This window comes from Flavisolibacter ginsengiterrae DSM 18136, from assembly GCF_059568575.1.
The window spans coordinates 347561-366142 of the sequence record NZ_JCANTR010000002.1 but is presented as its reverse complement, the minus strand read 5'-3'; the positions used below and the strand labels follow the sequence as shown (position 1 = coordinate 366142).

17 protein-coding genes are annotated in these 18582 nt (G+C 41.4%); 14 read left to right on the top strand and 3 right to left on the bottom strand.

Annotated features, from left to right (window positions below):
- Window positions 1-113: 113 nt before the first annotated feature.
- From BP74_RS03580 to BP74_RS03540, 9 genes are all read left to right on the top strand, one after another.
- A complete protein-coding gene (locus tag BP74_RS03580) occupies window positions 114-908 on the top strand; it encodes a thymidylate synthase (protein WP_496371152.1) in 795 nt (264 codons plus the stop codon).
- An 80-nt stretch (window positions 909-988) separates the two neighbouring features.
- Complete coding sequence (locus BP74_RS03575; RefSeq protein WP_496371150.1) at window positions 989-1525, top strand: dihydrofolate reductase; 537 nt, start codon at window positions 989-991, stop codon at window positions 1523-1525.
- A 129-nt stretch (window positions 1526-1654) separates the two neighbouring features.
- On the top strand, window positions 1655-2377 hold the full coding sequence (locus tag BP74_RS03570) for an O-methyltransferase (protein ID WP_496371148.1): 723 nt from the start codon (window positions 1655-1657) through the stop codon (window positions 2375-2377).
- A 117-nt stretch (window positions 2378-2494) separates the two neighbouring features.
- Window positions 2495-3607 (top strand): Re/Si-specific NAD(P)(+) transhydrogenase subunit alpha, encoded by a 1113-nt coding sequence (locus BP74_RS03565; RefSeq protein WP_496371146.1) that lies wholly within the window; start codon window positions 2495-2497, stop codon window positions 3605-3607.
- A 15-nt stretch (window positions 3608-3622) separates the two neighbouring features.
- A complete protein-coding gene (locus tag BP74_RS03560; RefSeq protein ID WP_496371144.1) occupies window positions 3623-3943 on the top strand; it encodes an NAD(P) transhydrogenase subunit alpha part 2 in 321 nt (106 codons plus the stop codon).
- Window positions 3940-5493, top strand: coding sequence for an NAD(P)(+) transhydrogenase (Re/Si-specific) subunit beta (locus BP74_RS03555; protein WP_496371142.1), 1554 nt, complete (start codon window positions 3940-3942; stop codon window positions 5491-5493). Before BP74_RS03560 ends, BP74_RS03555 begins: the two co-directional genes overlap by 4 nt.
- 101 nt (window positions 5494-5594) lie before the next feature.
- Entirely contained in the window at window positions 5595-7829 is a 2235-nt protein-coding gene (locus tag BP74_RS03550) for a transferrin receptor-like dimerization domain-containing protein (protein ID WP_496371140.1), read from the top strand.
- A 59-nt stretch (window positions 7830-7888) separates the two neighbouring features.
- Complete coding sequence (locus tag BP74_RS03545) at window positions 7889-9286, top strand: methyltransferase RsmF C-terminal domain-like protein (protein WP_496371138.1); 1398 nt, start codon at window positions 7889-7891, stop codon at window positions 9284-9286.
- Between the two features lie 75 nt (window positions 9287-9361).
- Window positions 9362-10324, top strand: coding sequence for a LysM peptidoglycan-binding domain-containing protein (locus BP74_RS03540; protein ID WP_496371136.1), 963 nt, complete (start codon window positions 9362-9364; stop codon window positions 10322-10324).
- 78 nt (window positions 10325-10402) lie between these two features.
- Here the strand turns inward: BP74_RS03540 and fmt are convergent, their stop codons facing one another.
- Together fmt and BP74_RS03530 are read right to left on the bottom strand one after the other, a co-directional pair.
- Entirely contained in the window at window positions 10403-11371 is a 969-nt protein-coding gene (gene fmt, locus BP74_RS03535; protein WP_496371134.1) for a methionyl-tRNA formyltransferase, read from the bottom strand.
- A 73-nt stretch (window positions 11372-11444) separates the two neighbouring features.
- Entirely contained in the window at window positions 11445-12725 is a 1281-nt protein-coding gene (locus BP74_RS03530) for an exo-beta-N-acetylmuramidase NamZ family protein (protein ID WP_496371132.1), read from the bottom strand.
- Between the two features lie 209 nt (window positions 12726-12934).
- On the opposite strand from BP74_RS03530, the gene BP74_RS03525 reads away from it, so the two are divergent.
- Window positions 12935-13387, top strand: a complete 453-nt coding sequence (locus tag BP74_RS03525; RefSeq protein WP_496371130.1) for an FKBP-type peptidyl-prolyl cis-trans isomerase — start codon at window positions 12935-12937, stop codon at window positions 13385-13387.
- A gap of 63 nt (window positions 13388-13450) precedes the next feature.
- On the opposite strand, the gene BP74_RS03520 is transcribed toward BP74_RS03525, so the two are convergent.
- A complete protein-coding gene (locus tag BP74_RS03520; protein ID WP_496371128.1) occupies window positions 13451-14053 on the bottom strand; it encodes a hypothetical protein in 603 nt (200 codons plus the stop codon).
- A 134-nt stretch (window positions 14054-14187) separates the two neighbouring features.
- On the opposite strand from BP74_RS03520, the gene pepT reads away from it, so the two are divergent.
- From pepT to BP74_RS03500, 4 genes are all read left to right on the top strand, one after another.
- On the top strand, window positions 14188-15435 hold the full coding sequence (gene pepT, locus BP74_RS03515; protein ID WP_496371126.1) for a peptidase T: 1248 nt from the start codon (window positions 14188-14190) through the stop codon (window positions 15433-15435).
- A gap of 72 nt (window positions 15436-15507) precedes the next feature.
- A complete protein-coding gene (locus BP74_RS03510) occupies window positions 15508-16608 on the top strand; it encodes an OmpA family protein (RefSeq protein ID WP_496371124.1) in 1101 nt (366 codons plus the stop codon).
- 63 nt (window positions 16609-16671) lie between these two features.
- Window positions 16672-17637, top strand: a complete 966-nt coding sequence (locus tag BP74_RS03505) for an SPFH domain-containing protein (RefSeq protein ID WP_496371122.1) — start codon at window positions 16672-16674, stop codon at window positions 17635-17637.
- Between the two features lie 243 nt (window positions 17638-17880).
- The gene (locus BP74_RS03500; protein ID WP_496371120.1) at window positions 17881-18573 is read left to right on the top strand and encodes a MotA/TolQ/ExbB proton channel family protein; all 693 of its coding nucleotides are present in this window, start codon (window positions 17881-17883) and stop codon (window positions 18571-18573) included.
- The last annotated feature ends 9 nt before the right edge of the window (window positions 18574-18582 follow it).

The following is an 18582-nucleotide window of genomic DNA, read 5'->3' as shown; positions in this document are numbered from 1 at the left end:
CGGTTTCTAACATATTTTCCTCAATGGAACCAGCATAGTTAAAACGAATTTGGCGCTAATGCTTTCTATGGCTAATTTTCACCCAATCAATTATATTTTTCAAGGGCCTATTTATGCAACAATATCTTGATCTTCTTCAGCATATATTAGATAATGGAGTAGCTAAAACTGACCGGACCGGTACAGGCACCATCAGCACTTTTGGCTACCAGATGCGCTTTGATCTGCAGCAGGGATTTCCCCTGGTAACTACCAAAAAGCTCCATGTAAAAAGCATCATCCATGAATTACTGTGGTTTTTAAAGGGAGAAACAAATATTGCTTATCTGAAAGAAAATGGAGTAAGCATCTGGAATGAATGGGCTGATGAAAATGGCGACCTGGGCCCGGTATATGGAAAGCAATGGAGAAGCTGGGAGGGTCCTAAAGGGGAGGTGATTGACCAGGTGGCAGATGTGGTTAAACAAATCAAGACCAATCCTGATAGCCGCAGAATGATCATTAGTGCATGGAATGTGGCTGATCTTCCAAATATGGCCCTGATGCCCTGCCATGCCTTATTTCAATTTTATGTAGCTGATGGTAAATTAAGCTGCCAGTTATACCAGCGGAGTGCTGATGTTTTCCTTGGTGTACCATTTAATATAGCATCGTATGCACTTCTTACTATGATGATGGCTCAGGTATGCGAACTGCAACCGGGAGATTTCGTCCATACATTTGGCGACGTTCATATTTATAACAATCACCTGGAGCAGGTGCATTTGCAATTGAGCCGGAAACCCTATCCATTGCCGGTATTAAAGATAAATCCCGTTATAAAAGATATTTTTGGATTTAAGTATGAAGATTTTACATTGGAAAACTATCAATTCCATCCTGCTATCAAGGCACCAGTAGCAGTGTAATAAAATTTCCACGAAATAGAACAGGACTTTAATCATAAAACTGCTGTTAGTAGTTTTCTAAATTTGCCCAACTTTACCGAATGGAGAATGAGAATGGACCTGGTCCAGGGAATGACCAATTTGTTGTAAGCCTTCTGGTTGCTGCAGATGAAAATAATGTGATTGGCAAAAACAATGAACTACCCTGGCATTTACCTAATGATTTGAAATATTTTAAAAATCAAACCTGGGGCATGCCCATCCTGATGGGACGGAAAACTTTCGATTCAATAGGTAAAACATTGCCCGGCCGAAAAAGTATTGTCATTACCCGGAATCAAGACTGGAGTTATCCAAATGTGGAAGTGGTGCATTCCACCGGAGAAGCCATAGTAAAGGCTAAGGAATATGGAGCAAAGGAAATATTTGTGATTGGGGGTGCTGAGATCTTTACTTCTTCTTTTGACCTGGCAAAAAGAATATACCTGACCAGGGTACACCACCAGTTTGATGGTGATGTTTTTTTTCCGGCGCTTGATGCTACAGAATGGTTGCTCGTACATAACCGTTTTTGTGAAGCAGATGAAAAAAATGCATGGTCGCATACGTTCCAGGTTTGGGAAAGAAAGAATGGATAAGGATAGTTAATAAAATTGATCAAAAGTTCTATTGTAAACAACATACATCAACCGTTGCATTCATCATTTGAATTAGCCAAAAAGTACCTGCATTATTATTTGACCGCATCCAATAGTAGGGGCCATGGCATGCATTCGCCATTTGTTTATGATTTTATACGGAATGTTCTGAACAATGGAAAAAATTATAAAGCACCAGTTTCTATTGAACTTTTACGCGAGGAATTAAAAAAAGACCATGAGCAACTCGAAATTGAGGACCTGGGGGCAGGTTCACGAATGGGTTCTGCAAAAACGAAAACCATTAATCAACTTGCTTATACTGCTTTAAAGCCGAGAAAATATGCAAGGCTTTTATATAGGCTGGCTAAGCACTATCAACCTCAAACTATCGTAGAATTGGGAACATGCCTGGGACTGACCACAGCCTATCTATCGGATGCCTGTCCCGGCTCAAAAATAATAACCATCGAAGGCAGCAGTGCGATAACAGCTAAGGCAAGGGCTAATTTTAAAAAGTTAGGGATAAATAATATACAGTCTTTGCTGGGAGATTTTGACAATGTATTGCCTGGAGTGTTGGAGCAAGAAAGTATTATAGACCTGGCTTATATAGATGGTAATCACAGGTATGAGCCTACGATGCGTTACTTTAACCAGTTTCTTAATAAAACAAATGATGCATCCATACTTGTTTTTGATGATATTCACTGGAGTGATGAAATGGAAAGGGCCTGGAGTGAAATAAAGGATCATCCCTTGGTTCAGTATACGATTGATGTTTTCTTCCTGGGTTTTGTGTTTTTCAGGAAGGAATTTAAGGAGAAGCAGCATTTTAAAATAAGGTTCTGATCAAAGACTTTGTAACAATGGCTTTCAATGAGCAAGAACTTTCAATGACTGTTCGTAAAAACACAAAAAAGAAGTGATTAATAGAATGAACAATATTTTTTGATATAAATTGAACGCATGATTGCAGGTATATTGAAAGAGCCCCAGTATGAATCAAGGGTTACATTACTACCCGAAGGGGTAAACCAGCTAACTAAAAAAGGGCACACTGTCATTGTCGAATCAGGTGCCGGCCTGAAAGCCTCAGCTTCAGATAGTGATTATGAAAAGGCAGGTGCTACTATCACTTCAGCAGCTGAAGTGGTAGCCGCAGCAGAAGTGATACTTTGTATTCATCAACCTTCTATCCCGGTTCCATCTTCCAAGGTATTGATTGGAATGTACCAGCCCCTTTTTCACCAGGAACAAATGAAGAAATGGGCAGGAGAGGGATTGACTGTATTCAGCCTGGACATGTTGCCGAGAACAACCAGGGCACAATCAATGGATGTTCTTAGTTCGCAGGCCAATATAGCTGGTTACAAAGCTGTACTGGTAGCGGCAAATGACTACCCAAGGTATTTTCCAATGTTCATGACAGCCGCCGGGAGTATCACGCCGGCAAAGGTGCTGATCCTTGGGGCTGGTGTAGCAGGATTGCAGGCCATAGCTACAGCCAAAAGACTTGGTGCAATAGTGGAAGTGTTCGATACAAGACCCGCGGTCAAAGAAGAGGTAATGAGCCTGGGAGCTAAGTTTGTGGAAGTTGAAGGGGCTGCAGATGCTTCAAAAGCAGGGGGGTATGCCGTGGAACAATCTGAAGAGTACAAGCAAAAACAACAACAAAAGATCTCGGAAAGCATAGCTAAAGCTGATATTGTCATCACAACTGCACAGATACCTGGTAAAAAAGCTCCGGTACTGATCACGGAAGAAATGATCAACAGGATGAGGAATGGATCTGTGATCGTAGACATTGCAGCTGCAACAGGTGGTAATACACCATTTACAAAAGATGGAGAGATCGTCATCCATAATGGGGTGAAAATCATTGGTAGCGGTAATCTTCCTGCTGCCATGTCATCAGATGCCAGTAAACTTTATGGAAAAAACATCCTGAACTTTTTACAATTGCTTACCACTAAGGAAGGTGCACTGCAATTGAATTGGGAAGACGACCTGGTAAAAGGCAGTTGTATAACGCATGGAGGTGAGTTGGTCCATGAGAGGATAAAACAATTAACCAATTAAATATAATTTTTACAAATGGAGAATGCTTTGACATGGATTGCGGGCAACCAGCAGATCATCTACATAGTCATCCTGATGATCTTCGTAGGTATCGAAGTGATAGGACGCGTGCCCAGCGTGCTGCATACACCCCTGATGAGTGGCGCTAATGCTATTCATGGAGTAGTGATCATTGGTGCCATCATAGTTATGGGCCGCGCCGACAGTAATAATTACTTCGCCCTGATCCTAGGCTTCCTTGCTGTAATATTAGGAACCTTGAATGTGGTGGGTGGCTTTGTAGTTACTGACAGGATGTTAGAAATGTTTAAATCTAAAAAGAAAGGATCTAAATGAACTTTAGTATACTCACAATAATATACATCATCTCCTCTGTTACTTTCATTTTGGGATTAAAAATGCTGTCTCATCCAGAAACCGCACGCAAGGGAAACCTGGTGGCAGCAGGAGGAATGTTCCTGGCGATCTTCGGAACTATTTTTTTATATGAAGATCTTGATTCGGGAGAAAGATTGCACAACTACATATGGATCTTCAGTGGTTTGGTCATTGGTGGCATTATTGGTACTGCAGTAGCCAAGAAAGTGAAGATGACGGCCATGCCTGAAATGGTGAGCCTGTTCAATGGAATGGGTGGTGCCTGCGCAGCGCTGATCTCTATTTCGGAATTCAATCATTTCGCTTCTTCCAATTTTGCCTATCATATTATCCAGTCTTTTCCCGGTGAAAAAACAGTAGATGTAGGAGCCTTTGAACTTCCACTTCAAACAACCACGATGATCACCATTTTTCTTGGTTTGATCATCGGGTCAATTTCCTTTGCAGGAAGTATCATTGCCTGGGGTAAGCTGAATGGAAAGATCAAGGATAAATCATTTACTGGTCAGCATATAGTGAACCTGGGCGTATTAGCCGCCATTATTGGTATAACTATTTTTCTTTTAGCTACTATCTCCTCTTCTTTTGAAGTCAACAATGGTTTGCTTACCAATACTGCTAAAAGAATTTCCATTGAAGGCCTTAATATTCACATGAATACTTCGGTCTATGTTTTGTTCTACCTTGTATTCTTTCTTTCACTTGTGTATGGTGTCCTATTTGTTCAACCGATCGGGGGAGCAGATATGCCTGTGGTCATTTCCTTGTTGAACTCCTTTACAGGGGTTGCGGCGGCATGTGGTGGATTTTTATATGATAATAAAGTGATGCTCACAGGAGGTATCCTTGTGGGTGCTGCTGGTACTTTATTGACCATACTGATGTGCAAAGCCATGAATCGTTCTCTTGCCAATGTATTGATCGGTTCCTTCGGTGGTGCCAAAGCCGGTTTGCAGGGAGATGCTAAAGCCCAGGGTGCCTATAAAGAGATCAGCCTTACGGATGCAGCGGTTGTCATGACCTTTGCTAACAAAGTAATGATCGTGCCGGGTTATGGGTTGGCAGTGGCGCAGGCCCAACATGCCTGTCATGAATTGGAAAAATTGCTGACTGACAAGGGTGTTGAAGTTAAATATGCCATTCACCCTGTAGCGGGCCGTATGCCTGGTCATATGAATGTGCTGTTGGCCGAGGCAGATGTGAGTTATGAAAAGCTGGAAGAGATGGAGCAGGCAAACGAAGAATTTCCCAATACAGATGTAGTACTTATTTTAGGAGCAAACGACGTAGTGAACCCTGCAGCTAAAACTGATACAACTTCACCTATTTACGGAATGCCCATACTTGATGTTGAATTGGCCAAGACAGTAATAGTCAACAAACGAAGCATGAAACCCGGTTATGCTGGTATTGAAAATGACCTGTTCTTCCGTCCTAAGACTTCGATGTTGTTTGGAGATGCAAAAAAAGTATTGCAGGACCTGATAGGGGAGATCAAGAATTTATAATTTGATCTTCTCGTGTTCATTCTATGGAGAAGTTAGCATTTAAGTGCTGTTGCAAAGCTCATTAGTAGTACATTAGCAAACACACTTAAATATACTTTGACATGCGGATGTTATGTATCCTGTTACTGTTCTTTTGTATTCATTCAAATGCTCAGCAAAAGCTTATAGGCTTTACTGATGCAGGTTCTGATAAACAAAAGGGTCTTGAAAAACAATTTGATGCCCTTATGAATGCCGGAAACCTGGACACTTGGATGAAATTTCTTTCTTCCAATCCCCACCATGTGGGTTCAGCAAAGGGAAAGGGTAATGCCGATTACATGGCTGACCTTTTTAGACAATGGGGATATCAAACACAAATAAGTACGTATTATGTTTTATTTCCTACTCCCAAAACAAGGTTGCTGGAGTTATTAGGTTCCAAACCTTATAAAGCCAAACTCGAAGAGCCCTCTTTGACAGAAGATAAAACTTCAGGTCAGAAATCAGAACAATTACCCAGCTATAATGCCTATTCCGCCGATGGGGATGTTACTTCAGAACTGGTTTTTGTCAATCGCGGTATACCTGCAGACTATGAAGAACTGGAACGTATGGGCATAGATGTAAAAGGTAAAATTGTGATCGCTAAATATGGGGGTTCATGGAGAGGTATTAAACCAAAAGTTGCAGCAGAACATGGTGCTATTGGTTGCCTTATCTATTCCGACCCTGCAGACGATGGCTATGTGCAGGGAGATACCTATCCTGATGGCCCATTCCGCAGGGCTGATGCTGTTCAGCGTGGATCTGTAATGGATATGCCAGTCTATCCAGGCGATCCACTTACGCCTGACGTTGGTGCCACTAAAAATGCAAAGCGTTTGGATATAAAGGATGTTAAGACCATTATGAAGATACCGGTGCTTCCTATATCTTATGAGGATGCATTGCCCTTGTTACGTTCTCTAGGCGGACCTGTAGTTCCTGCAGCATGGAGAGGCGGTTTGCCCATAACCTATCACGTTGGCCCCGGTAAGGAAAAAGTGCATTTGAAACTGGCTTTTAACTGGGATCAAAAACCAGTGCATAATGTGATCGCTACAATGGTTGGTTCTGAATTTCCAGACCAATGGGTGATCAGGGGCAATCACCACGATGGATGGGTGAATGGTGCTGCTGATCCCCTAAGTGGTATGGTGGCTGAAATGGAGGAAGCAAGGGCCCTTGGTGAATTGGTGAAGAATGGATTCAAGCCACGCCGAACCGTTGTTTATTGCGCCTGGGATGGTGAAGAACCTGCATTGCTTGGATCTACAGAATGGGCTGAAGATCATCAGAAGGAATTGAAAGAAAAGGCAGTGGCCTATATCAATTCTGATGGTAATGGACGCGGGTTTATTGGTGCAAGTGGTTCGCATACCCTGGAGCCTTTTTTTAACCAGGTAATAGAAGATGTGAAAGATCCACAGACCGGGGTTTCGGTTAAGGAACGCCGTTATGCGAAGCAACTTATTGATGCTGATAAAGCCTCAAGGTCAAAGTTGCTGGGTAATAAGTATATGAAACTGGGTGCTCTTGGTGCAGGGTCTGATTATTCTCCCTTTATCCAGCATATGGGGATCGCATCTATGAATCTTGGCTATGGGGGAGAAGATCCGGGAGGAGAATATCATTCCATTTATGACTCCTATGACCTGTATACAAGATTTAAAGATCCGGGATTTCAATATGGTGTTGCTCTTGCAAAAACTGCGGGACGCATCACTATGAGGCTTGCCAATGCAGATGCACTTCCCTTTGATTTTAATTCATTTTATAAAACGCTAAATGATTACGCCACAGAAGTAAAGACTTTGCTGGACAACCAGAGAGTGGAAACAGAGACTGAAACAAAGATGATCCAGGATAACCTGTTTACAGAAGCAAAGGATCCCAAAAAAACCTATGCTGATCCATTGGTGAAGTCACCGGTTCCCTTCCTGAATTTCAGTGAGCTGGATAATTCACTCATGCAATTAAAAGCATCAGCAGAAGAGTTCCAGAAGGTATATGGCAATGCCACCAGTTTGCCAGTTGAAAAGCTAAACCAGTTGAACCTGTTATTATATAAAGCCGAAAGAAGTCTTATTGATCCGGAAGGCTTACCACGCAGGCCCTGGTATAAACACCAGGTGTATGCCCCGGGATTTTATACAGGCTATGGTGTTAAAACATTGCCTGGCATCAGGGAAGCTATTGAACAGCGGAACTGGAAGGAAGCGCAGGACAATATTGGCATAGTTTCCAAAGTAATTGAAGCATACAATACACAGGTGCAGCATGCTGCCACCCTGCTATCTAAACCTACTTTTTAAATAACCGATCCACGATCTGCAATTACCTTTGACTCTCACCAGTCAAAGGTTTTTTTGTCATGCAATTGCCCGCAGCGTTTTTACATTCATTAGAAGGTGTCAGAGGATTTGACAGGGAGGCATTTATTAAAGTGCATGAAGAAGGAAAACAGGTAACTTCCATTCGTATCAATCCTTCAAAAACGGAAAGTGAGATTATTTGGAAAGCTGGCAGCGGGCAATGGCAACCGGAAAGGGTTCCCTGGACAGAATATGGGTATTACTTACCTGAACGACCTTCTTTCACCTTTGATCCATTATTTCATGCAGGTTGTTATTATGTGCAGGAAGCTTCCAGTATGTTCCTGGAGCAGGCTATGCGCCAGCTGACCGACCTGTCACAACCTTTAAAAGTATTGGATCTAAGTGCAGCTCCCGGTGGGAAATCCACTCATTTGCTTTCATTACTTTCAGATGAAAGTTTACTGGTAAGTAACGAAGTAATAAGGGCGCGCTGTAATATTCTAATTGATAATATTATTAAATGGGGAAAATTTAATTCCATAGTAACCAATAATGATCCGGCTGCATTCAAAAAACTACCCGGCTTTTTTGATGTTATCGTTGTTGATGCTCCCTGCAGCGGCAGCGGATTGTTCAGGAAAGATCCAGGTGCGATTGCTGAATGGAGTGAAAATAATGTAGCTCTTTGCAGCCAGAGACAACAAAGAATTCTTGCTGATGTAATTCCATCTTTAAAAGAAAATGGACTGTTGATCTATTCAACCTGTTCCTACTCCGAGACAGAGGACGAGTCTATCGCTGATTGGCTGGTGAACGATCTACATATGAAAAATGAACAGCTCCAACTAATAGAGGATTGGGGTATAGTGGAATCTGCTTCTCCGGAACATGATGCAACGGGATATCGGTTTTATCCTGATAAGGTAAAAGGGGAGGGATTTTTTATTTCCTGTTTCCGGAAGCAAGATGAAGAAAAGGAGCCTGGTGGTAAACTACCAAGGGTAGAAATGGCAAGTGTAAAAGAGAAAGAAATTCTTAAGACATGGTTAAATAAAGACCAGGTGGAAATTATTAAAGACCACGACACTTTCAGGGCATTACCTGCAACCATGATCAATGATTTTTCACGGCTGCGGAGCAGTTTAAATATTCAATATACAGGGACTGAACTTGGCCAAATAATGAAAGAAAGATTGATTCCTCATCATGCACTTGCTTTAGGCACCCTCTTATCAGACGATGTGCCTACGACAAACCTGTCTTACGAAGAAGCCATTAAATACCTGCAAAGAAAGGATTTATCCTTAACCCCTGAAACCAAAGGCTGGCAAACTGTAAGCTACCAACAGCATCACCTGGGCTGGATTAATGCATTAGCCAACAGGATCAACAACTATTATCCTAAAGAAATGCGTATTTTAAAGCAATCTAACGATTCGGCTTTTGAAAAATAATGAGCATATTTGTAAGGCTAATCTGGAGCCATGCACTGAACCATGCATGGCAATTGAAAAACTAATTATATCCACATGAAAAAGTCATTATTGCTTGCCACCATTCTTTTTTGCTGTTCATTCGCTTTTGCCCAGAATGAATTAGTGGTACATAATTCTGATAAAGGCCTTTACCTGTTGCATACTGTTGCGCCAAAAGAAAATTACTATTCCATTGGCAGACTTTATAATGTTTCTCCAAAGGAGATAGAAGCGATGAATGCGCTTGATATGAACAAGGGTTTGAATATTGGTCAATCTATAAAGATCCCTTTAACTTCTACCAATTTTACCCAGGCGTCCGAAAAAGGGAGAGGTCTCTACTACGTTGTAGGAGATAAGGAAGGTTTATATAGAGTAAGCCTGAAAAACAACAAGGTATTGATGGCCAACCTGCGCAAATGGAACCATCTCTCAACAGACAATATCACAACAGGCCAGAAACTGATTGTAGGATACCTGATATCGCCTGAAGCCAATAATATTGTACAGAGCAACCCTGTACAAACGGAGCCGGTAAAAAAGGAAGTAGTACCAACCAATAAAGATGTGGTTGTGCATGAACCAGTTGAACAGAAAAAACCTAATGAGGAAGTAAGGACTAAAGAGCCAGAAAAGAAAACGGAGGCCACCATCACAAAATCACAACCTGTTCCCGTGGCTGTAAATGATGGGAATGGAGGGTATTTCAGAACTTTATTCGAAAAGCAGGTTAAGGCCCAGCCACTTTCTGCAGATGAAACTGCCACAGCAGGCATATTTAAAACTGCAAGTGGCTGGCAAGATGCCAAATACTATGCGCTAATGGATAGGGTGGAACCGGGTACTATCGTCCGTATAGTTAATCCTTCCAATAATAAAGCTGTATACGCTAAGGTGTTAGGTGAAATGAGTGGTATCCGGCAGAACCAGGGTTACAATTTACGCCTGAGTAATGCTGCAGCTTCGGCACTTGATATCAATGATACAGAGAAGTTCATTGTAAGGGTTAACTATTGATAAACAATCTAAACGCTTATATAAAACACAAGGCCTCTTTTTAAAGAGGTCTTGTGTTTTTCAGTCATGTTAATTTCATTAATTATCGGGTTGGGTATTTGCGAATTTGTAGCCCCTTAAGAAATCTTCCACATTCATTCTCTTTTTACCTTCCAGTTGAAGTTCTTTTATAGTAATAAAACCATCAACACATGCAAACCGAAGGAATGTTTTTCCATCCGTTTCAAATTCTCCCGGATTCATTGCGGTGGAAGTTGAAAGTTTTTCATCACGGTATATCTTAAGCATTTTCTGATCCAAAAAAGTGAAAGCCCCTGGAAATGGTGAAAGCCCCCTGATCAGATTATGAACTTCAGTTGCCGTTTTATTCCAGTCTATGCGGCAGGTTTCTGTAAATATTTTGGGCGCATGTTTCAGTTCTGATGTATCTGGTATTTTATTGCCGGTACCCTTCACCTGGGACTGCCCTTTTAATCTTCCACTTGACAGTTCTTCTATCGTACGTACCAGCAATTTTGCCCCAATTTCCTTCATCCGGTCATGTACTTCTCCTGCAGTTTCATTTTCACTAACCGGAATTGTTTCCTGCAACAATATATCCCCGGTATCAATTTCGTGTTGCAATTTAAAAGTAGTGACTCCTGTTTCTTTTTCCCCATTGATAATGGCCCAGTTGATGGGTGCTGCTCCCCGATATTGGGGCAATAATGATCCATGTACATTAATGGTACCCATGGGAGGCATATTCCAAACTACCTCAGGCAACATCCTGAAGGCAACAACCACCTGCAAATCGGCATTTAATTCTTTTAACTCTTCCAGGAATTGAGCATTCTTTAGTTTATCTGGTTGCAATACTTTCAACTCTTTTGTAATGGCATATTGTTTCACTGCGCTTTCCTGTAATTTCATACCCCTGCCTGCAGGTTTGTCCGGTGCAGTTATTACACCAACAATATTGCATCCTGCCTGCACCAGTGCATCGAGCGAAGCAACCGCAAATTCAGGTGTTCCCATGAAAATGATGCGCAGATCTTTATAGTTCATTGTAATGTACCTTGTTAAATACTATTAATTCAAAAGCTGGCTTTTAGCACCAGTGATTTTTTAATTGATGCCCTTATTCAAAATCAGGATATAACAGGTATTTTTTACGGATCGCTTTAAACTGTTTTAGTTGGGGTTCCCAGCTTTTACGAATCACTTCTTCTGAAGCACCAGATTTTACTTGCTGCATCAATGATGCATTGCCTGCCAATTTATTAAAAAATGCCTGGTCCATATCTCCGGATTTTGGTTTAATAAAGAAAGACTCCTTATCGGGAAATAACCGAAAAGCATCAAGCAGGTATTTTAGCTGGATCCTGTTATCGATTTTTTTTAGCACATGTGCCGGTGTGCCACTGATATTCCACCCGTAGCAAACCTGGTCTTTTAGTTTGGGATCTTTGGCACCATCTTTTGACACTGGTGTGAATTTGTAAAGATTTTTGGGTAGGGATGGGTGGCCAAAAATCTGGAAAGGTTTGTCTGTACCACGTCCTTCACTTAATACAGTTCCCTCAAAAAAGCAAGTTGATGGATACCAGTATATGGATTGTATTTCTGGCAGGTTAGGTGATGGTTTTACCGGCAATTCATATTTACTGTTATGGGTATAATTGCCGCACTTGATCACCATAAAATGAAATGAGGTGTCAGGAGGAGAGTTTTTAGCTACTTTATAATATTCACTACGCAAGTTTGCCTTCACACTCAGCCACTTTTCTCCGCTAAGCATCATGGCATATTCACCAATGGTCATACCATACACTACCGGCACAGGCTGCATTCCTACGAAGGATTTGTATTTCGGTTCCAGCACTGGTCCATCTACATAAAATCCATTTGGATTTGGCCGGTCAAGGATCAATAATGGTTTTCCGTATTCAAAAGCGGCATTCATAAACTCCTCCAGTGAGGAGATGAAAGTATAAAAACGTACGCCTACATCCTGTATATCAAATATCAGGATATCAACATCTTTCACATCTTCAGCAGATGGGCCTCTTTTGCTGCCATATAATGAAACAACAGGTATGCCTGTTTCCTTATCAATATAATTTCCAACCTTTTCCCCGGCGTCAGCTGTACCCCTGAATCCATGTTCAGGTCCAAAGATCACTTTTATGGATACACCTGATTTTTTAAGCGTATCTACCAGGTGTGTATGACCAACCATTGATGTTTGATTAGCAAAAATGCCTACCGTTTTACCTTTTAAAAGGGGCAGGTACACTGATAATCGTTCTGCTCCTGCAACAACAGGATTCATATTGGCAGGGTTGGCTTTTATAGGTGTTTTTTGCGCCGTGCACGATAAACCCAGGCAGGAGATAAGAAAAGCTAAAACAATCTTCATCGTTCAAATTTCAGGAAAAATTGGCAAGCAAAACGTGAAAGATTAGTACCTTGCCAGCCTTCAGAAACAAAACATCTTCCTGCTTTTGCCCCACCTGGTTGTTGCAGATTAATGTTTGGTTCCGGAACTGTAAACAGGAGATTGCCGGGTGAAGAACAACCAATTGGAAACATTTATTTAAATAATTTATTGACACAAAAATCGAAATCATGCAACAAGTGCAAAATGGTGACAAGATAAAGGTTCATTATCATGGAAAGCTCCGTAGCGGAGAAACTTTTGATACTTCTGATGGAAGGGAACCGCTGGAATTTACAGTGGGTAGCGGGCAAGTTATCAAGGGGTTTGATGAAGGTGTTAAAGGCATGCAGGTAGGTGATAAAAAAACTGTGGAAATTCCTGTGTTGGATGCTTACGGTGAAAAGCAACAGGAAATGATGATAGAATTTCCAAAAGATCAATTTCCTGCAGATATGAATCCTGAAGTGGGCATGCAGTTGATGATGAGCAATGGTTCAGGCCAACAGTTCCCCGTAACTGTAGCAGAAGTGAAAGAGGAAAGTGTTGTATTGGATGCCAATCATCCATTGGCAGGACAGGAGCTTATTTTTGACCTGGAGTTGGTTTCCATTGAGCCTGCTTCAAGGATCATTATGCCATAATTGTACTGTAATAAATAAAAAATCGCCCTCTTTCTGAGGGCGATTTTTTTATTTTGAAAAGGATCAATCTGTGGCCATTTCCAAAGATGGTTCCCTTGTATTGTTTACTATTTTGTGTCTTGCAGACCTCCCAAACCACCAGGCTAACCAAAAACCTACTAATCCCCAACTGACAATGGCATCTGCCAGGTGAGCCCATGTATCAAAATTCTCATACCAGATGGCACCCGTATAAGGAGCATTTAAAAATACGATCAATCCTACCACCAGTGCACTTCCAACTATGGTGTTGAAACGCGGAGCATTCATTTTTTTCAGTAGCCAGCAAAACAGTAAAACAATGATAATATCCACTAAAAATCCTCGTACCATATTCATCACCATATTGTTTTTCAATGTATGATGATATTGAACAATTGCCCATGGCTTGCCTTCCGCATTTTTCATAGCCTCCTCTCTTTGGGCTGATGTGGAATTGTCTGGAATATTAGGCAGGAAATATCCTCCTTCAGGCAATTGTTGTGAATTCAGGAAGTTCATAATGGCGTCCTGCTTGTCAGTGTAATTTTGTGCAGGCTTATGGAAGTTGATGAGTGCAAACGATAAGAATTGCCAAATGAAAATAATGACGCCTCCAACTATGGCGGCTACAATTGTTTTTTTCATTGCGAGTAGTTTTGATTCTTGTTAAGTTAAGAAAAAATCAATAATAATTGCCTGAATGCATAATTGGCTGCATGATGTTACCGAATTCCAAACCAATCATTTGAATACCCTATCCGTTGCCGTACATTTGAAGCATGTTTGAAAACTATTCCTTTACGGCAGCTGAACGGTTCATGCGTTATGTTCAGATTGATACCCAAAGTGATCCACTTTCGCAAGCCCAACCTACAACTGAAAAGCAGAAAGATCTTTCAAAGGTTTTGGTGCAAGAACTTCAGGCTATGGGAATTACAGATGCCCATTTGGATGAATTCGGGTATGTATATGCTACAATTCCTTCCAATACCACAAAGAAGGTGCCGGTACTTTGTTTTTGTGCGCATGTTGACACCGCACCTGATGCAAGTGGTACGGGAGTAAAACCCATACTCCATAAAAATTACCAGGGAGAGAATATAGTGTTGCCGGACGATGCCGCCCAGGTTTTGAAAAAGGAAGACTTTCCTTATTTAGAGGGGTTAATGGGACATGATATCATTACAGCCAGCGGTACTACCTTACTAGGTTCAGATGATAAGGCAGGTGTTGCGGAAATTATGGATGCAGCTAATTTCTGGATGGCAAACCCACAGGTAAAACACGGTGCCATACGTCTTTTATTTACACCGGATGAGGAGGTAGGAAAGGGAACAGTCAAGGTGGATCTTGAAAAGTTAGGTGCCGATTTCGGTTATACATTGGATGGGGGTGAGGCAGGCTCGCTGGAAGATGAAACTTTTAGTGCCGATTCTGTGCAGTTGATCATTCATGGGGTTATTACCCATCCGGGTTATGCGAAAGATAAAATGGTCAACGCTTTAAAAATTGCGGCAGATGTACTGGCTTCCTTGCCCCGTGCTGAACTGTCGCCGGAAACAACTCATGAAAAGCAGGGATTCATTCATCCCATTCGTATTGATGGAATAGCAGAGAAGGCCACTATCGATTTTATTATAAGAGATTTTGTTACTGAAGGATTAAAGAAAAAGGAAGATTTTTTATTGAGTGTTGTGGAAATGGTTATGGAGAACTATCCAAAGGCCAGTTTTGATTTTAAGGTAACAGAACAATACCGAAACATGAAGGAAGTGCTCGACCAGCATCTGCAGGTAGTTGACTATGCAAAGGAAGCAATTTCAAGAGCCGGGCTCTCATTAAAGATGGAAAGTATTCGGGGTGGCACTGATGGAAGCAGGTTATCATTTATGGGTTTACCATGTCCCAATTTATTTGCAGGAGAACAGGCCATACATTCCAAACTGGAATTCATTAGTATCCAGGATATGAATAAGGCTGTGGAGACCATTATCCATATTGCAGGTATCTGGGAGGAAAAAAGTTAAGGTCTGTATCCATTTTATAAACTGTTATGTGACAGAAAGCAAATTAAGCTTAGTGACTAACAATAAAACTCTGTGAGACTACACGTCTTTTATATTTTGCTGTTTCCATTACAGGTAATAGGGCAGGAATTACTTGTAAATGGAGGATTTGAAGAAGAGAATATCTGTTCTGAATACAAAGTGAACTGTGCTCCTGAAGCATGGATCTATACTGTTCCATCTTACTTTTATTATTTTAAGGACCGCGAATTGGCACACGGTGGTGAACATTTTGTTTCCATCATAGCGGGGCATGCTAAAAAGCCCTATTACCGCACCTTCGTTAGGAGCAGGTTGTTGTGCGGTTTGCGTAAGGATCATATATACGAGTTACGCTTTTTTATAAAATCACTTCATCCTGTTCTTGACAGTATTGGTGTATATTTTACAAACTATGATTTTCTATTTGAGAAAGAGCCCTATAGGAAAATCACTCCAACATTATTCCTCAGGGATGCGCTTCAAAGACCTGCGAAATCATCAGCATGGCAACCAATAACTTTCCAGTACAAGGCTACAGGTATTGAATCGTATATCACCATTGGAAATTTTAAAAGGGGTGATATTACAGGTCCCACTGGCCTGAACAGGGAAAATAACTATTTTGTTTTGCTCGACGATATTTCCCTTCGACCCATAGATCCTAAAGAGCAATTATGTCCCGACTGGAGAAAAACAATGGAAGAAATCTATGCACAGGATGAACGTCATGAATATCTTTCCAGGGAGATAAAGGAATCTAAGGACAAACCACTTCAAAGGGTTCGCAATTCAGTGACGCAAATACAAAAGATCGATACATTGGTGTTGCCGGATGTATTATTTGCCACCAACAGCTATGGTCTTACAAAGGAAGCCAATACAGTTCTTGACAGCTTCATTCTTTCTGCAAGGAAATTTACGGTTGATTCCATCCAGGTACATGGTCATACAGATAACAGGGGTAGTTACACTTATAATGAAATGCTTTCCCAAAAAAGAGCCTTAACTGTACTGGGATACCTTCAACCTCATTTTAATGCTAATATCCAGGCCAATGGTTGGGGAAGTTCCAGACCTGTTGCTGACAACAATTCAATAGCTGGAAGGCAAAAGAACAGGAGGGTGGAAATCTACCTGTATGCACGGGAATAATGCTTTCATTTCCATAGATATGGTATCTTAGTCGATCAAACAAGCAACCAAAAATAATACTTCATGTACCTTTTACAGACTGATTCTAATTCTCTTCTTAATTTTCTGTTGAACTACTGGTGGCTGATACTTCTTATCCTGATTGTGTTTAGTGGCCTTTTCACGGTGAACCAGGGATATGTAGGCGTCATTACGTTATTTGGCAAATACAGGCGTGCAGCACGCCCGGGACTGAATTTCAAGATCCCTTTTTTCGAACAGGTAATGAAAAAGATTTCAGTTCAGAACCGTTCTGTGGAAATGGAGTTCCAGGCTGTTACTATAGACCAGGCCAATGTGTATTTTAAAAGCATGTTGCTTTACTCCGTTCAGAATACCGATGAAGAAACCATTAAAAGAGTGGCCTTTGTATTTATCAGTGACAGGGACCTGATGCAGGCTCTTACTCGTACCATTGAAGGCTCTATCCGCGCCTTTGTGGCAACAAAGCGACAATCAGAGATCCTTGGACAGCGTAAAGAGATCGTTGATTATGTCAAAGACCAGATTGACCATACATTGGAGCAGTGGGGTTATCATTTGCAGGATCTGCAGATCAATGATATCACTTTTGATAAAGCCATCATGGACTCCATGAGTAAAGTGGTTGCTTCCAACAATTTGAAAGCAGCGGCAGAAAATGAAGGCCAGGCATTGCTGATCACCAAAACAAAAGGAGCTGAAGCAGAAGGAAATGCTATTAAAATTGCGGCAGAAGCTGAAAGGGAAGCAGCCCGTTTGCGCGGCCAGGGTGTGGCGCTTTTCCGCCAGGAAGTGGCAAGGGGTATGACCGAGGCAGCAGAACAAATGAAACAGGCGAACCTGGATACCAATGTGATACTGTTTAGCATGTGGACAGAAGCTATAAAGAACTTTGCAGAATATGGAAAAGGCAATGTGATATTCCTGGATGGAAGTTCCGAAGGCATGGAAAAAACCATGAAACAAATACAGGCGTTAATGATAAAGCCGGCAGGAACCCAGTTGTAATCATCAAGGGATTGACCCGGATCATCTATAATACGTGAAAAGATTTACAGGAGTAATTGATAAAAGGCAGCCAAAACTGAACTTACTGGCTAATAATTACTCTTGTTAAAACTCTGAAAAAGTTAAAGCCTGCTTAAACAGCAGGCTATTTTATAGCTCTTATTTGCAATACAAAATAATAGGCGTTGCCTAACGTTATTCATCACGTTATATTACATTTACCGCTAAAAGACGAAATTTCGTATGATAAACCTGCTACAAATTGTAGATACCGTAAGCAAGACTGCTACTTCACAAGCTGATATGAACAAGGACGGGAGCATAAGCTTAGGCGAATTGCTCACTATGGGAGGTTGGGTGATGATTCCACTGGTAGCCCTTTTCCTGGTTACTATTTTTGTTTTCTTTGAGCGTTTTATCGCCATCCGCAAGGCTTCCCGTATCGATACCAATTTCATGAACATCATACGGGATCACATTGTCAATGGAAATGTTAGCGCGGCCCGGAGTTATGCAAAGAATACCAATAACCCTGTAGCCCGCATTATAGACAAAGGCATTCAACGAATTGGTAAGCCCATTGATAATATCGAGAAAAGTATGGAGAACGTGGGCAAACTTGAGCTGTATAATATGGAGCGTAACCTTTCAGTATTATCACTGATTGCAGGTATTGCTCCTATGTTTGGATTCCTTGGAACTATCGTTGGTATGTTCGAATTGTTCTACCGTCTGGCATCCACCGGTGATTTTACGATCCAGACCATGGCCAACGGTATTTATACCAAAATGATCACATCGGCTTCAGGTTTGATCATCGGTTTGCTGGCTTATATCGCACATAACTTTTTAAGCACACAGGTTGATAAGACAGCCAATAAAATGGAAGGATCCAGTGCAGAGTTTATTGATGTACTGCAGGAGCCAACGAGGTAGTTGCTGCTT

Excerpts from the sequence above, each read along its gene's own strand:
- BP74_RS03505 (WP_496371122.1), top strand. The coding sequence starts at position 16,672 with ATGTACCTTTTACAGACTGATTCTAATTCTCTTCTTAATTTTCTGTTG.
- BP74_RS03500 (WP_496371120.1), top strand. The coding sequence starts at position 17,881 with ATGATAAACCTGCTACAAATTGTAGATACCGTAAGCAAGACTGCTACT.
- BP74_RS03555 (WP_496371142.1), top strand. The coding sequence starts at position 3,940 with ATGAACTTTAGTATACTCACAATAATATACATCATCTCCTCTGTTACT.
- BP74_RS03560 (WP_496371144.1), top strand. The coding sequence starts at position 3,623 with ATGGAGAATGCTTTGACATGGATTGCGGGCAACCAGCAGATCATCTAC.
- BP74_RS03580 (WP_496371152.1), top strand. The coding sequence starts at position 114 with ATGCAACAATATCTTGATCTTCTTCAGCATATATTAGATAATGGAGTA.
- BP74_RS03540 (WP_496371136.1), top strand. The coding sequence starts at position 9,362 with ATGAAAAAGTCATTATTGCTTGCCACCATTCTTTTTTGCTGTTCATTC.
- BP74_RS03550 (WP_496371140.1), top strand. The coding sequence starts at position 5,595 with ATGCGGATGTTATGTATCCTGTTACTGTTCTTTTGTATTCATTCAAAT.
- BP74_RS03570 (WP_496371148.1), top strand. The coding sequence starts at position 1,655 with ATGCATTCGCCATTTGTTTATGATTTTATACGGAATGTTCTGAACAAT.
- BP74_RS03565 (WP_496371146.1), top strand. The coding sequence starts at position 2,495 with ATGATTGCAGGTATATTGAAAGAGCCCCAGTATGAATCAAGGGTTACA.
- BP74_RS03530 (WP_496371132.1), bottom strand. The coding sequence starts at position 12,725 with ATGAAGATTGTTTTAGCTTTTCTTATCTCCTGCCTGGGTTTATCGTGC.
- pepT (WP_496371126.1), top strand. The coding sequence starts at position 14,188 with ATGTTTGAAAACTATTCCTTTACGGCAGCTGAACGGTTCATGCGTTAT.
- fmt (WP_496371134.1), bottom strand. The coding sequence starts at position 11,371 with ATGAACTATAAAGATCTGCGCATCATTTTCATGGGAACACCTGAATTT.
- BP74_RS03520 (WP_496371128.1), bottom strand. The coding sequence starts at position 14,053 with ATGAAAAAAACAATTGTAGCCGCCATAGTTGGAGGCGTCATTATTTTC.
- BP74_RS03525 (WP_496371130.1), top strand. The coding sequence starts at position 12,935 with ATGCAACAAGTGCAAAATGGTGACAAGATAAAGGTTCATTATCATGGA.
- BP74_RS03575 (WP_496371150.1), top strand. The coding sequence starts at position 989 with ATGGAGAATGAGAATGGACCTGGTCCAGGGAATGACCAATTTGTTGTA.
- BP74_RS03545 (WP_496371138.1), top strand. The coding sequence starts at position 7,889 with ATGCAATTGCCCGCAGCGTTTTTACATTCATTAGAAGGTGTCAGAGGA.